General features: G+C 59.6%; 15 protein-coding genes and 1 pseudogene. 15 read left to right on the top strand and 1 reads right to left on the bottom strand.

The window, feature by feature from the left end; translation table 11 throughout:
* Positions 1-30 precede the first annotated feature (30 nt).
* From HHL26_RS21255 to HHL26_RS21215, 9 genes are all read left to right on the top strand, one after another.
* Positions 31-1,128, top strand: coding sequence for an ABC transporter permease (locus HHL26_RS21255; RefSeq protein WP_046766268.1), 1,098 nt, complete (start codon positions 31-33; stop codon positions 1,126-1,128).
* Positions 1,128-1,895 carry an ATP-binding cassette domain-containing protein gene (locus HHL26_RS21250; RefSeq protein ID WP_046766225.1) on the top strand — a complete coding sequence of 256 codons (768 nt, stop codon included), beginning with the start codon at positions 1,128-1,130 and terminating at the stop codon, positions 1,893-1,895. Before HHL26_RS21255 ends, HHL26_RS21250 begins: the two co-directional genes overlap by 1 nt.
* The gene (locus HHL26_RS21245; protein ID WP_046766224.1) at positions 1,896-2,831 is read left to right on the top strand and encodes an MlaD family protein; all 936 of its coding nucleotides are present in this window, start codon (positions 1,896-1,898) and stop codon (positions 2,829-2,831) included.
* A complete protein-coding gene (locus HHL26_RS21240) occupies positions 2,828-3,421 on the top strand; it encodes an ABC-type transport auxiliary lipoprotein family protein (RefSeq protein ID WP_076605791.1) in 594 nt (197 codons plus the stop codon). Before HHL26_RS21245 ends, HHL26_RS21240 begins: the two co-directional genes overlap by 4 nt.
* Positions 3,422-3,448: 27 nt before the next feature.
* Positions 3,449-3,736 (top strand): hypothetical protein, encoded by a 288-nt coding sequence (locus HHL26_RS21235; protein ID WP_139111431.1) that lies wholly within the window; start codon positions 3,449-3,451, stop codon positions 3,734-3,736.
* Positions 3,737-3,902: 166 nt separating this feature from the next.
* Positions 3,903-4,295, top strand: a complete 393-nt coding sequence (locus HHL26_RS21230) for a transposase (RefSeq protein ID WP_082718744.1) — start codon at positions 3,903-3,905, stop codon at positions 4,293-4,295.
* Positions 4,292-4,648: an IS66 family insertion sequence element accessory protein TnpB gene (gene tnpB / locus HHL26_RS21225; protein ID WP_226869714.1), complete on the top strand. Its 357-nt coding sequence runs from the start codon at positions 4,292-4,294 to the stop codon at positions 4,646-4,648. Before HHL26_RS21230 ends, tnpB begins: the two co-directional genes overlap by 4 nt.
* 67 nt (positions 4,649-4,715) lie before the next feature.
* A complete protein-coding gene (locus HHL26_RS21220) occupies positions 4,716-6,311 on the top strand; it encodes an IS66 family transposase (RefSeq protein ID WP_082718743.1) in 1,596 nt (531 codons plus the stop codon).
* A complete protein-coding gene (locus tag HHL26_RS21215) occupies positions 6,308-6,901 on the top strand; it encodes a plasmid pRiA4b ORF-3 family protein (RefSeq protein ID WP_232307734.1) in 594 nt (197 codons plus the stop codon). Before HHL26_RS21220 ends, HHL26_RS21215 begins: the two co-directional genes overlap by 4 nt.
* Before the next feature lie 9 nt (positions 6,902-6,910).
* Here HHL26_RS21215 and HHL26_RS24360 read toward each other — a convergent pair whose 3' ends face one another.
* Entirely contained in the window at positions 6,911-7,924 is a 1,014-nt protein-coding gene (locus HHL26_RS24360; RefSeq protein ID WP_052757582.1) for an IS4 family transposase, read from the bottom strand.
* 52 nt (positions 7,925-7,976) lie between these two features.
* Here HHL26_RS24360 and HHL26_RS24355 point away from each other — a divergent pair, with 52 nt between their 5' ends.
* The 6 genes and pseudogenes from HHL26_RS24355 to HHL26_RS21185 form a co-directional block, all read left to right on the top strand.
* Positions 7,977-8,324, top strand: coding sequence for a hypothetical protein (locus HHL26_RS24355; protein ID WP_212611298.1), 348 nt, complete (start codon positions 7,977-7,979; stop codon positions 8,322-8,324).
* A gap of 110 nt (positions 8,325-8,434) precedes the next feature.
* Positions 8,435-8,635: pseudogene (locus tag HHL26_RS24350) on the top strand (hypothetical protein); the annotation flags it as partial.
* 213 nt (positions 8,636-8,848) lie between these two features.
* The gene (locus HHL26_RS21200; protein ID WP_061938787.1) at positions 8,849-10,045 is read left to right on the top strand and encodes an HlyD family secretion protein; all 1,197 of its coding nucleotides are present in this window, start codon (positions 8,849-8,851) and stop codon (positions 10,043-10,045) included.
* On the top strand, positions 10,045-11,571 hold the full coding sequence (locus tag HHL26_RS21195; RefSeq protein WP_046766330.1) for a DHA2 family efflux MFS transporter permease subunit: 1,527 nt from the start codon (positions 10,045-10,047) through the stop codon (positions 11,569-11,571). Before HHL26_RS21200 ends, HHL26_RS21195 begins: the two co-directional genes overlap by 1 nt.
* Complete coding sequence (locus HHL26_RS21190; RefSeq protein ID WP_046766331.1) at positions 11,571-12,998, top strand: efflux transporter outer membrane subunit; 1,428 nt, start codon at positions 11,571-11,573, stop codon at positions 12,996-12,998. The genes HHL26_RS21195 and HHL26_RS21190 overlap by 1 nt, the downstream gene beginning before the upstream one ends.
* Before the next feature lie 196 nt (positions 12,999-13,194).
* Positions 13,195-13,644 (top strand): helix-turn-helix domain-containing protein (locus HHL26_RS21185; protein ID WP_346765611.1); only part of this gene is annotated, 450 nt, incomplete at its 3' end.

The raw sequence follows: 13,644 nt of genomic DNA, 5'->3' as shown, positions 1-13,644 counted from the left end.
TACCGTATCGTACCATAAACGGTTTTGGGTGTGATTTTGCCGTTCTCTGAACCCGTCATTCATTCCGAAAACAACGTAACGAAAATTTCGGGCGATTGGTTGGCCTCAACGGTCCAATCGGCGGGAGCAACGACCGATGGCCATTTGCTGGCTTCAGACGAGCAGATCGACTGGAGCCAATTAGGGCGGGTCGACAGTGCAGGCGCGTTCGCGCTTATTCAGGCGCTTGGTGCCAGCGATCTAGGAAACGATGTACCAGATCGGCTTCGGCGTGTCCTAGACATCGTTGCCCCCGCAATCCAGGAACATGCGACCGAAAAACCCAAAAAGTCTTACGGTTTTTTCACACGCTTAGGCCGCAAAGTGGTTGCAGGACTAAGCGAACTATATGGTAACATCCTGTTCCTGGGCCGCTCTGAGGTGGGCGTTGGAAGAGCGGTTATCAACCCTCGCAGGTTACGCGTGCGAGCGCTAGTAAGCGTGATGCAGCAGGGAAGTCTCGAGGCGCTCCCAATCATCATGACGATGACATTCTTCATCGGGGCAGTGGTGGCTTTGGTCGGCACGAACCTGCTGCGGAACTTGGGGGCATCGGTTTTCACCGTTCAGCTCGTTGGGGTATCGGTGTTGCGCGAGTTTGGGGTGCTAATACCAGCAATTCTTCTGGCTGGCAGATCGACGTCTACATTCGCTGCCCAAATCGGAGCTATGCGAATGAACCAAGAAACAGATGCAATGGTGGTCATGGGTGTCGATCTCACGGAGGCGCTTGTAACCCCACGCGTGCTGGCGATGATCATTACTCTCCCGCTTTTATCAGTCGCAGCGATGATTGCCGGCATTCTTGGTGGCCTGCTTGTGAGCTGGGCTTCTTTAGATATTTCACCAGTGTTTTTCGTAGAGCGTCTTCGGCAGACGGTGGACCTTCAGCATTTCTGGCTTGGTCTGATCAAGACACCTGTAATGGCCATCATCATTGCACTGACTGGCTGCCGCCAGGGAATGGCCGTCCGTGGCGACGTCGAGGTGTTGGGTAGAAACGTCACGACCGCAGTCGTTCAGGCATTGTTCGCCATCATCCTCCTCGATGCAGCTTTCGCCCTCGTTTTCATGAAATTGGACCTGTGATGGCCGAGCGGGAAAGGGTGATCGAAGTACGCGACCTTAAAACAGCGTTCGGTAAAACGGTAATCCATGAAGATTTAGACCTCGACGTCTATCGCGGGGAGATTCTTGGAATAGTTGGCGCTTCGGGCGGCGGAAAATCCGTGTTGCTCAATACGATGTTGGGATTACAGAGACCAGTTTCTGGATCGGTAATAGTAGACGGTCAGGACATCTTTAATAGTCCTGATCGGCAATGGCTCGCATCGAACATGGGCGTCATGTTTCAAAACGGTGCGCTATTTTCGTCCCTGACGCTTCAAGAGAATGTCGAAGCGCCGTTTCTTGAACATACCGAAATTCGAGGCAAGTTTCTAAGCCGATTGGCCCAGATGAAGATCTCTCTGGTTGGGCTTGCTAATGATGCAGCTTATAAGCGCTCGGCAGAACTTTCCGGCGGCATGAGAAAACGTGCTGGCGTTGCACGTGCACTAGCGCTCGATCCCAAGCTTCTTTTTTTAGATGAGCCAACGGCAGGCCTCGATCCCCTCGCGGCTGCAGAGTTTGACGACTTGATCGTATCGCTGCGTGATGCCTTGGAATTGACTGTCGTCATGGTCACCCACGACCTGGACAGCCTGTTTCAAATTTCTGATCGAGTAGCGGTTCTGGCGGACAAAAGGATCGTCGCGTCTGACGCAGTCGAGAAACTGCGTGATTCTGAAGACGAATGGACACGCTCTTATTTTCAAAGCCGAAGAGCACGGCGATTCAACTCAGGTGGCGACTAAATGGAGAGGCATGCCAATTACGCTCTGGTGGGTAGTCTGACAGTTGGTCTGCTGGTGGCAGCGATCGGCTTCATTCTCTGGCTAGGTAACGACCAATTTGGTAAAGGCTTCGACCATTATCGAGTTGTTTTTGACGGACCTGTGCGCGGCCTAACCGAAGGTAGCGAAGTTGACTTTAACGGCATCAAGGTCGGGGAGATCACGAAGCTTCGTGTAGATCCATCGAATTCTCGCCGTGTGATTATCGATGTGAAGGTCGAAGAGAGTACACCCATAAGGGTAGATACATTTGCCTCAAAAGAGTCCCAAGGTGTGACAGGGGTCAGCATTATCCAGTTAACTCCTGGTTCGCCTACAAGGCCACTGCTTCGCGATGCTTCGCGTGAGCAGCCCCCGATAATAAGGGCGAAGCCCGGGTCGTTGGATTCGGTGCTGGAAGCGGGAGGGCAGACCCTCGCTAAGGTTTCTGAATCATTCGATCGGGTCAATCGGGTGCTTTCTGACCGAAATATCGCAAAGGTCGATGGCATGCTCGCTGACATCAGATCAGTGACGGCAGAACTTAACAGTCGAAAGGCAATGTTTGCGGATGCTCAAAATGCAATCCGTCGCCTTGATTCAGCGTCGGGTGACATCGAGCAGGCTGCGGCGGCTGCGAGAACCGCTATTCAGGGCGATGGTACGCAAGCCTTTGCAGACATCCGAGAAGCGGCCGCGAATGCGAAGAGCGCGACGAACGATGCACGGGCTTTTATAGCTAAGTTGAACGCGAGTGCAGAAGGTCTTGAGGGGCCAGAAGGTAATCGTGTGGCGGGGGCTCTACGTGGGCTTGAAAAGGCTGCCGAGTCACTCGATCGACTTACCCGACAAATACAGCAAGATCCGCGTTCTGTTCTCGGAAGAGGGAAAGCGCGAGAAGTGGAGCTGCCAAAGTGAAAAGTTTGCTAAAAATCTCTTCAGCGCTCCTCTTAGTCTCGCTGTCGGGCTGTGTTGGTGGGCTTCTGGGCGGAGGTAAGCCTGCGGACCTATATTCCTTTCGCAGTGAGCCCCCGCAAAGGCAGCCTGATGCCGATGCACGGGTTGTTGCTGTCCGCCAGCTTTCATTTCCGAATAATCTGCGGCCTGACAGCATTGAAACCAATGCCAACTCGCGGGTTGCTGCTCTCGCAAAAGCACGTTGGTCCCAACCCGTCCCGGAGATGTTCCGTCTAGCTCTGATTGACCAGCTGGAGCAGTCTTCCCGAACGCGAGTTGCGCGAAGCGACTTCCAAAAACCGGCGGACATCATGTCGGCGGAAATTTCGCAGTTCACGGCCACCTTTGATCAGGGACTGAAGGCTCCCCCATTGATCACTATTGTCGTGCGCGCAGAGGTCACAAGCGGGGCAGCACGTGATGTGGCAGTGCGGTCCTTCGAATCGCGAACAAGAGCCACTGATGCGACGGTGACGTCCATCGTTGCAGCTTATCGTGCTGGCGTCTCCAATATCACACAAGAGATTACCCTGTGGTACAGGAATATCTGAATATTATCATAGTAGATAGGGACGGATATGACGAAATTTTCAGCTGCCTTTACTATCTTGGTACTGACTTTTGCGTCTGCCGGCGCGGCTCAGGAGGGACACAAGGAATCCAAAAATACCGGAACGGATTCAGTTCGATCTATTGCCTCCCAACCAGCTAAAGACGTTGGAGCGGTAAAGCAGGATATCCCACCCATTCTCTTAAGCGCTTCTTCTAACCCATATGATCGGGCATCGACCCGCACCTGCAACGAGATAAAGCGTAATATCGCTGAGTTGGACGATGTTCTCGGACCGGATTTCGATGTAGGGTAAGCGGGGTCTGACGCTTCCAATTACCCACAAGTGACACGGCTGACGTCGGCACCGATTTTGATGTCCATCAGTCGGGACCATCCACTCCAGAGTAAGCGCCGACGGAAGGCGGCCTTGCTGCCGGCAGCGGAATAGGAAAGCTCGCGGCTTTTGAGGAGGCGTGAGCATGGACATCGAGCAGTCAAACGAGCCTCGTATGAGCGGTCGCGGTGATGGCGGAGCGCTTGTACGGTTGGAGCGGCGTCGGAACTGGAGCGACGAGGAGAAGCTGGCGATCCTGAAGGAGACGACGGCGCCTGGCGCGATCATATCGACCGTAGCTCGACGGCACAGCATTGGAACAGGCCAGCTCTATACCTGGCGCAAGCAGCTGCTCCGCGGAGCGATGGCAGGCTTCGTGCCGGTCGAACTGGCATCGTCTTCGCCGTCGGCTAAAACTGGGGAACCAGGGCGGATCGAGGTCCGCGGGCGGTGCGGCCTGACGGTGTTGGTTGATGGCGAGGTCGATCGGGCCGCCCTGAAACAGGTGCTCGATGTCCTGCGGGAGCTGGATCATTGAGCCTGGCGTTCCCGCCTTCGACGAAAATCTATCTGTCGCTGGCGCCGTGCGACATGCGCAAGGGATTTGATGGGCTGTCGGCGCAGGTGCGCAATATTCTTCAGCTTGATCCCTTCTCGGGGGCGGTTTTCCTGTTCCGCGGGAAAAGGGGCGACAGGTTGAAGGCCTTGGTCTGGGACGGGTCCGGGCTATGCGTGTATGCGAAGCGTCTCGAGCGCGGAAAGTTCGTGTGGCCTCGTGCTCATGAGGGCGCGCTCCGCCTGTCGGCAGCCCAGATGGCGATGCTGGTTGAAGGGCTGAACTGGAAGCAGGCGATCGTCCACGACGAGGTGATCACGCCGAGGCTCGCATAGCCAAAAAGATCAGGAAAACCGCCATTTTATGTAGGATTTACCGTGGGCTTCGGCTATTATCGGCGGCATGCGGTTCGCCCTTGATCGCCTTCCCACAGACCCGGTTCTCTTGCAGAAAATGCTGCTGGAGATGGCCGATGTCATGGAGCAGGAACGGGCCGAACTGACGGCGGCGCAAGCCACCGTCAAAGCCCAGACCTTGCGGATCGAAAAGCTCGAGCATCGTGTCGCGCGGCTGCTGCGCGTCCAGTTCGGCCGCAGCTCCGAGAAAATGGATATCGCCCAGCTGCGGCTGATGTTCGAGGAGGTCGAAGCCCCGGAACCGGCAAACGATGAGGTGTCAGCGCCGCCCGTGATGAAATCGGCCCGCAAAGCCGGCGGCCGCGTTCCGCTTCCCGCACACTTCCCGCGTCAGACCGTCGATCATCAGCCCGGCCCGTGCAGTGCCGGTTGTAATGGACCGTCAGTGCAGATCGACGAGGCCGTCACTGAGGTTCTCGACTATGTCCCGGCGCGCTTCCGGGTCATCCGCCATGTCCGGCCCAGGCTGGCGTGCCGATCCTGCGAACAGATCCGACAAGCGCCCGCTGTCGATCTGCCGCTGCCCAAGGTGATGGCGAGCAGCGCCCTGCTGGCCCACCTCGTCGTCAATCGCTTTGTCGATCACCAGCCCTGGCACCGGCAGTCGGTAATCTTCCGCCGCGTTGGGCTTCACATTGATCGGGATGTGATGAGCCGCTGGGCGCGAAAACTGGCGTGGCTGCTGGCGCCGCTGGGCGAGCGGTTGTTCGCCTATATCCGGGAAGCCGCCAAAATCCATGGGGACGACACGTCGGTCACGCTGCTGGGCAATGGCGACGGCAGTCGAACCGGGCACTTCTGGGTGTATCTGCGCGATGATCGCTCCAGCGGCGACATGAGCCCGCCCGCCGTGGCCTTCCGCTTCAGCGCAGATCGTGGCGGAGCGCATCCGGCAAAGCATCTCGCCGGCTATCAGGGGTATCTCCAGGCGGATGGTTTTGCGGGCTATAACGCGCTTTACCGCGACCCCAAAACCAAGGCTCCCAGGGACATCGTCGAAGTTGGATGCTGGAGTCACAGTCGTAGGAAATTTACCGACATACTGGAAAAGAGCCCGTCACCGATCGCGGCGGAGGCGGTCGTGCGGATCGCCGAACTCTTCGCCATCGAGCGCGATATCAAGGGTGCGCCACCTGATGAGCGAAGACGTATCCGCCAAATCAAGGCGATGCCGAAGCTGGAGGCATTGCGCGTCTGGCTCGAAACCCAGAATCGTGGCCTGTCTTCCGACAGCAATCTGGCGCGTGCCTGTCGCTATCCGCTCAACCGCTGGCGGGCCATGATCCGCTACTGCGATGATGGTCGGCTCGAGATCAGCAACAATCTGGTGGAAAACGCGCTGCGCGGTGTCGCTCTTGGGCGCCGGAACTGGATGTTCGTCGGCTCCATGAAGGGTGGAGAGGCCGCCGCGCTCTTTTACTCGCTGGCCGGCACATGCCGCCTCAACGGTGTCGAGCCCGAGGCCTGGTTTACCGACGTCATCGAGCGCATCGGCAACCATCCGATCAATCGGATCGATGACTTCTTGCCCTGGAACTGGCAGACATCGAGGATGACCAACGATCTGGAGAAGGCTGCGTGAGCAACGGCACCGTGGTGCGGATGAAGATTACGCTGGACGATGTCACACCGACCGTCAGTCGGACGCTGGAGGTCCCGCTCAATATCCGGCTCGATCGCCTGCACACCGTCTTCCAGACGGCCTTTTCCTGGACGGACTCTCACCTGTGGGAAATGAGCTTCGGGCAAACCGGCTTCGGCATCCCCGATCCTGAATACGGCTTCGACGGACCGCTCGACGCCCGTAAAGCTACCCTCGCCCAGGTTCTGGCGGATACCAGGCGCAAGACCTTCCAATATCTCTACGACTTTGGCGATGCCTGGGATCACAGCGTCAAGATCGAGCGCGTCAGCCCGGCCAGGCCGGACCTGACATATCCGCTCATCCTCGACGCAGTAGGCATGAGGCCGCCAGAAGACTGCGGTGGCCCGTGGGGCTATGCTGAAAAGCTCGAAGCGCTCGGCGACCCCCAACATGAATATCATGAAGAGGCGCTGGAGACCCTCGGCGACGACCATGATCCCAACGCCCAGCCCGATATCCCCCTGATCGAGGCAAGGCTGGAAGCGCTCGCGAAAAAATGGGCGCCGCGGACACGCCGCAAAGCCTGACTGGCCGCGTCAACGCCACCTTCTGTCGGCGCTTACACTCCAGATGACAATGTTGCCGGGAGGTGGATCATGGGCTCGCGCAAGATAGCCTCCGAGTCGAGCGATTTGGGTCAGATAATCGGCGAGGGTTCTGCTTGCGGATCCGTTCTTCCGGTACGCCGCAAGACGGTCGATCAGCGTGATTTCACCATCGGTCAGGACCAGCCGAGGCGATGCATCAGGAGCGGTGCGGTTGATCATGGTCATCCAGAACAGACGCCAGGACAGAATGCAGAATATGGCGATCAGGTTGGCGAGGCGTTCGGCGGTCCGCAACCGTGCATCCTCGGCTCGGCAGCCGGATTTGAGTATCTTGTGGAAAAGTTCAATCTTCCAACGCTGGGCGTACCAGTCGAGCTTTTCGATGGCTTCGTCCGGCGTTGTTACCGGTAGATCGGTGATGAGCCGCCAGTCGATCGGGGGTCGACCCTCCGGTGTTCCACACTCACGGGCGTGCAAGATGGTCAGGCTGAGGGAGGGATAGCGCTTTTGCTTTCCAATCGGCGGCAAAACCTGGATGCGCCGATAGCGTAGCTCAATGTCGGCATGATCATCCTTGCCAACGCTGACCCGATGCACGCCCTTCACGGTGGTTTCGCTCATTTCATCGGCTATTGTATGGCCACCGTCACCGGCCAGACGGTCGACACAGGTGCGCACCAGGAAATGCGTGCCGAGCGCCTGTGTTTCGCAGAAAAACTCGTAAATGTCGTTCTCCCGGTCGCCAATGTGAACCAGTCGCCCCGGGTCGCCCAGCAGCGCCGTCGACTGGCGCATATTTTCGAGCCAGCGGTAGCTCTCCTTCTCCTCGATCGGCACCCGAGTGGGGTTGATCCGCCGCTTCAACGCGTTGGTGCCCTTGAACTTGGTACGGGTCCAGAATTTCGCCGCTGTCAGGCCCAGTGGCAATCCCTCGGTTGTGACCGCCAGGCTGGAGTGCATGAGCAGGCCGCAGACCATATGAAGCCGAAGCCGACCATTCATCGCGCCGGCTCGGTGAAAGACCGATGGCACCAATCCGCTCGGGATTGCGCCGTTGATAGGAAAATTCGGTGGTGTCCTGCAAAACGAGGATGAACCCGTCAAGGGCAGCCACACGCGCCTGAGTTGCCTGAAAATGCCCGGCGAGAATCTCACCCTCGTTGACCGCGCCGTTCGACAAAAAGCGGTACGCCGCCTTGGTATTGGCCCAGTCCTGACAAGCCATCGGAATCGGCGCGCCGATCGCACCTGCCATCTGCTCAAGCATCGTGCGAAGCCGTTCGCCCAGCCGCTTATCACGAAAGGCGCCGGGATCAACTTCTCCATCAGCCCATCCGGCCGCATCGAAAACAGAATTTCCCACCTTGCACCCCCGCTCCAGCGAAATGGTGCTTGGGGATGAATCATGGGCCGCTCCCTTCAGGCAATAGCCATGAGTCGAGCGGAATCAGTCGTGCGGCGAGATGTGGGTAATTGGAAGCTCCAGCCCACGCTTACGATGTAGGAGCGGACCGTAACGAAAATCGTCTTGGTAAAGTGGCGGAAGCTGGTGGAAAGACGATTGTCAACTCGATCATACCTTTTCGTGGCTTGGTGAGGGAAATAACAGGCGCAGCCCCAGCACTACGTCGCCTCAATACCGCAATCGATGCGGGGTTTGCGCGGCGGGGCTTTTTACGGGGAGCCGCCATATCCCGAGGCTGTCGTCTCTGATGAGCTCACGCTAACAAGCTCAGCATTTAAAGGTGGGGTTCATGTGACTTCCTCGATCATTAAAGATTGGGGGGTGGAACAACGCGAACCCAACACTCGCCGCTCTGTCGGGCTGCCGGAGTTAAGCTCCATACGAAAATCAATCAGAACAGGTGGAATAATATCCGAAGCCCACTATGATACGGCGCGGTTTACATATCATAGGGTTGTAGAGTGGCTGACGAGCGGGCTGAAGAAAACGGCAGTGACCCTAAGCAGGATGCGCAATCGGAGACCCAGGCTGAGAAGAAGCCCTCGCTTCTCGAGCGCTACCCGATAGTCCGCTACGTCCTCATCGCCGCGCTTGCCGCCGGCATCATCGCGGCCATCGTCTGGTATATGAATTACCGCGCAAGCGGCCAGTACCTCCAATCGACCAACAACGCCTATGTGCGCGCGGACTTTGTGACCGTTTCACCGAAGGTCGGCGGCTACGTCGAGCGTGTCCTCGTCGCCGACAACCAGCATGTCCGCCGCGGCCAGCTGCTTGCCATCCTCGATCCTCGTGACTACCGCGCCAATGTCGATCAGGCGCAAGCTCAGATCGCCGCAGCCGGCGCCAACATCACGACCGCACGCCGGACGCTTGACGAGCAACGGGCCACTGTCGCTCAGGCCGCCGCCCAGGTTGCGAGCGCCGAGGCTGCCGCGGCAGCGGCAGAGAACGAGGTAAGACGCTACGAGCCCCTCGCTCGGACAGGGGCGGAATCGCGTGAGCGTCTGGCAAACCTTGTCCTTCAGCGTGATCGAACCGCCGCCGATCTGCGCGCGCAGCGCGCCGCCTACCTCGCCGCCCGTCGCAGTATCGCGACACAAGCGGCTCGCATCGGCCAGGCGGAGGCGCAGCGCGGCACCGCGCAGGCGCAGCTTGCGCGCGCCTCGACGGATCTCGGTGCCGTCGAGATCCGCAGCAGCATCGACGGCGTTGTCGCCGACAAGGCGGTGCGGGCCGGGCAATATGTCCAGCCGGCGACCCGGCTGATGTCGGTGGTGCCGGTCTATCAGCTCTACATCGAGGCGAATTTCAAGGAGACGCAGGTCGCTCTGATGCGCGTCGGGCAGCCAGTGACCATCAAGGTTGATGCACTGGACGGCGCCGAACTGCGAGGCCGGGTCGCCAGCTTCTCTCCAGGGACAGGCGCGCAGTTCTCGCTCATCCCGCCCGAGAACGCGACCGGGAACTTCACGAAGATCGTCCAGCGGGTGCCCGTGCGCATCAGCATTGAGGCGGGTCCGGAAGCGCGCCGGGTGCTGCGGCCCGGCCTGTCAGTCGAGGTCACGGTCGACACGATCGGCGCAAAGGGAAGCCGGGAACGGATCGAGCAGGAAACCGAGCGGCTGAAGCGCGGTGAGATGCAGGGCGCGCGCTGATGGCCGCCGAACGCGCAGGCCTGCGCGACTGGCTCGCCGTCGCGGCGGGAACAATCGGGTCATTCATGGCGCTGCTCGATATCTCGATCGTCAATGCGGCCTTGCCCACCATCCAGGGCGAGATCGGCGCGAGCGGAACTGAGGGCACCTGGGTCGCGACCTCCTATCTCGTGGCGGAAATCGTCATGATCCCGCTCAGCCCCTTCCTCGTGCGCCTGTTTGGCCTGCGCAACTTCCTTCTGGGTGCAGCGGTCAGCTTCACCGGCTTCTCGATAGTGTGCGGTATTTCAACGACACTGCCGATGATGATCGCCGGGCGCGTTGGCCAAGGCTTTACCGGCGGTGCCTTGATTCCGACCGCAATGACCATCATCGCAACCCGGCTACCGCCATCACAGCAGCCGATCGGCACCGCTGCCTTCGGCGGCACGGCCATCCTTGGCCCGGTGCTTGGACCGATCATCGGTGGGTGGCTGACCGATAACTACAGCTGGCACTATGCTTTTTTCCTCAACGTGCCGGTCTGCGTCGGGCTCGTCCTCCTCCTTCTGCTAGGGCTAAAGCATGAGCATCTTCGGCTCGACCAGTTGCGCCATGCTGACTGGCTCGGAATCGCAGGGCTCGCAATTGGCCTAGGTGCGCTCACCGTGATGCTTGAGGAAGGGCAGAGCGAGATGTGGTTCGAGTCCGCCATGATCGTGAAGCTCGCTCTAGCGACGTTGCTGGGCTTCACACTCATCGCCATCGGGCAAGTCCGGTCTTCGCAACCCGTTCTCAAATTAACGCTGATTTTCAGCCGGTCATTTGGAAGTGTTTTCATTCTAAGCCTTGTCATCGGCGTTGTCCTTTACGGCGTCACCTTTTTAATCCCGCAGTTTCTCTCAGTAATGGCAAATTACAGTGCTCTACAATCGGGACAGGTCGTCTTCGTCTCAGGTATTCCCGCGATCATGCTAATGCCGTTTCTTCCTCTCGCATTCAAATATCTGGATGTCCGTGTGGCAGTGATCTTCGGCATGACGCTGATAGGTATCAGTTGCGCCATGGACTGGCACCTAACGGCGCAGTCAGCGGGTGGCGATCTGACGGCTTCGCAGATTATTCGCGGCGCCGGTCAGATTTTCGCTATGATGTTCCTAAACCAAGCCGCGATCAGCGCCGTGGCGCCCGAGGATGCCAGCGATGCTTCCGCACTGTTCAATGCCGGGCGCAACCTCGGCGGATCGATCGGCCTTGCCATGATGGCCACCCTTCAGGACCGTCAGACCTTCCTCCATTTCAATCGCTTGAGCGAAACGGTGTCGGCCAACGCGGCGACCACACAGGAATGGTTCACGAGGGTTATGGCCATGCCGTCCGGCGAAGCCGGCGCCTATCGGCAGCTCGCAGGTCAACTCCTCAAACAGTCTACCGTCATGGCCTATAACGACCTGTTCTTCGCGCTCGGCGTCGCGATCGCGATCACCACGCCGCTGGCGCTGTTCCTCCGCCCGATCTCCTCCGACACGCAGATGGCGATGCACTGATGAAGCGACTTGGCTGGACCATTCTCCCCGCCCTTTTGACCGGATGCGTCGTCGGACCCGACTATGGAGGCCCGCCGAGCGTCGCGAGCGGCGAGCGCGCCGGATCGACATTTCGCCGCGCGGATCAGGCAGTCACGGTACCGCAGCCCCTTGTCGCACGCTGGTGGGAAGGCATGGGCGACGCGCAACTCACGATGCTGATCGACCGCGCGCTTGCCTCTAATCCGGACGTGGTGATCGCCGAGGCGCGCATCCGCAAGGCGCGCGCCAGCTTGCGCGAACAGCGCACAAACCAGCTTCCCACCGTCTCGGCGTCGGGGACTGCGATCGTTGCCGATCTTCCCGCCGGCTCGCTCGCGCTGCCGACGCAAGGCGAGCAATCCGATCGTATCAGGGCCGAATTCTACAACGCCGGCCTGGACGCGTCTTGGGAGATCGATCTGGTCGGCGGGCGACGCCGTGCCGCCGAAGGTGCCGAAGCCCAGGCTCAGGCAGCCGAAGCCAGCAGGGCCGATGCGCAGGTTCGTCTCTCGGCGGAGGTCGCCCAGAATTATGTGACCCTGCGGGAACTTCAGCAGCGCCTGATCCTGGCCCGTCGCTCCGCGGAGCTTCAGCAGCGATCACTCGCCCTGCTTCAACAGCGTGAGCAACGCGGTGCATCGTCGCGCGACGAGGTGGTTCGGCTCCAGACTGAGCTGACCCGCACGGAGGCCGGGCTGTTGCCGCTTGAAGGGCAGATCGCAACCACGCTCGACCAGCTTGCCCTGCTCACCGGCGACGAACCCGGTGCACACGACGCCGCGCTGTCTACCCCCGCGCCGATCCCGATGATCCCCGGGACTGTCGCGATTGGCGATCCGGCCGCCATGCTGCGACGCCGGCCGGACATTCGCGCAGCCGAGCGGCAGCTGGCGGCATCGAACGCAAAGATCGGAGTCAACGTCGCCCGGCAGTTCCCATCCGTCAGCATCATGGGTATCATCGGCCTCGGTGGCCCCAATATTGCCGATGTGATCGATCCTGACAGCATCGCGGGCCTTCTTCTGCCGCGGATCAGCTGGAGCTTCCTCGACTTCGGCCGTAATCGTGCTCGGGTCGAGCAGGCCCGGGCCGACCGCGACGAGGCGGAAGCGCAATATCGCAAGGCAGTCCTCGGCGCGCTGTCGGATGCGGAAACCAGCCTGACCCGCTTCGGTAATCAGCGCCGTAATCTGTTTTCGAGTATCGCAAGCCGGAACGGCGCCAGGCAGTCAGCGACCTATGCCGGGCAGCGATACGCGCAGGGAGCGATACCGATGACCACGTCAATCGATGCCGAACGGGCGGCGCTGGCTGCCGATCAGTCGGTGCTGGAGGCGACTGGCGAACTTGATCGTGCATTTGTCGCCCTGCAAAAGGCGTTGGGACTTGGATGGAGCCAGCGGTGACCGTTGTGCAACCATGCCGGGGAGGGGCGCTGACCGAGTGACGGCGCGCTTCTTCCTCCTCCTGTTGGGTATCTGCGTGATGACGCAATCAGGGGAGGACTAGCTGTCTGGTTGCGACACATCATTGGGATATGGTAAAGAATGCCATCGCGGATCACGCGTGGCGCTTTGCCGTCCTTGCTGATGAGGTTTCGTGATGGTGCAGATACATCCCCAGGCTCGAACCACGCCTGCTGTAAGGGCGGAAATTGCCCGTTCGACCGAGCCTGCCAGTGTCGTGGCGAAACGCTATGGCATCAGCGATGAGACGGTCCGCAAATGGCGCAAGCGAGGAGAGCAGGCGATCCTGGATCGCCCAAGTCGGCCCCATCGTCTGGCTTGGCGTATGAATGAGGAAGAACGCGCGATCATCTGTGCTGTACGCAGGGCGACAGGCTTTGCCCTGGATGACCTGACCTTCGTGCTCCGGCACTTCCTGCCACACCTCAATCGCGACAGCATCTACAGGGTACTCAAGGTCGAAGGGCTCAATCGACGACCGCCCAAGCCCACGGCGCAGCCGCGTAAAGGACAGGGGCGCTTCCAGGACTATGACCTGGGCTTTGTCCATATCGACGTCAAACATCTGCCCAAGCTGCGCACCGCG

Origin of the sequence: Sphingobium sp. TB-6 (genome assembly GCF_012927365.1) — a bacterium.
In the GTDB taxonomy this organism is placed as follows: Bacteria; Pseudomonadota; Alphaproteobacteria; order Sphingomonadales; family Sphingomonadaceae; genus Sphingobium.
The sequence above is the reverse complement of the archived record's forward strand: the minus strand, read 5'-3'. Positions and strand labels throughout refer to the sequence as shown.

Coding starts and splice junctions, on each gene's coding strand:
- HHL26_RS21250 (WP_046766225.1), top strand. CDS start 1,128: ATGGCCGAGCGGGAAAGGGTGATCGAAGTACGCGACCTTAAAACAGCG.
- HHL26_RS21245 (WP_046766224.1), top strand. CDS start 1,896: ATGGAGAGGCATGCCAATTACGCTCTGGTGGGTAGTCTGACAGTTGGT.
- HHL26_RS21235 (WP_139111431.1), top strand. CDS start 3,449: ATGACGAAATTTTCAGCTGCCTTTACTATCTTGGTACTGACTTTTGCG.
- HHL26_RS21230 (WP_082718744.1), top strand. CDS start 3,903: ATGGACATCGAGCAGTCAAACGAGCCTCGTATGAGCGGTCGCGGTGAT.
- HHL26_RS21220 (WP_082718743.1), top strand. CDS start 4,716: ATGCGGTTCGCCCTTGATCGCCTTCCCACAGACCCGGTTCTCTTGCAG.
- HHL26_RS24360 (WP_052757582.1), bottom strand. CDS start 7,924: ATGAATGGTCGGCTTCGGCTTCATATGGTCTGCGGCCTGCTCATGCAC.
- HHL26_RS21195 (WP_046766330.1), top strand. CDS start 10,045: ATGGCCGCCGAACGCGCAGGCCTGCGCGACTGGCTCGCCGTCGCGGCG.
- HHL26_RS21190 (WP_046766331.1), top strand. CDS start 11,571: ATGAAGCGACTTGGCTGGACCATTCTCCCCGCCCTTTTGACCGGATGC.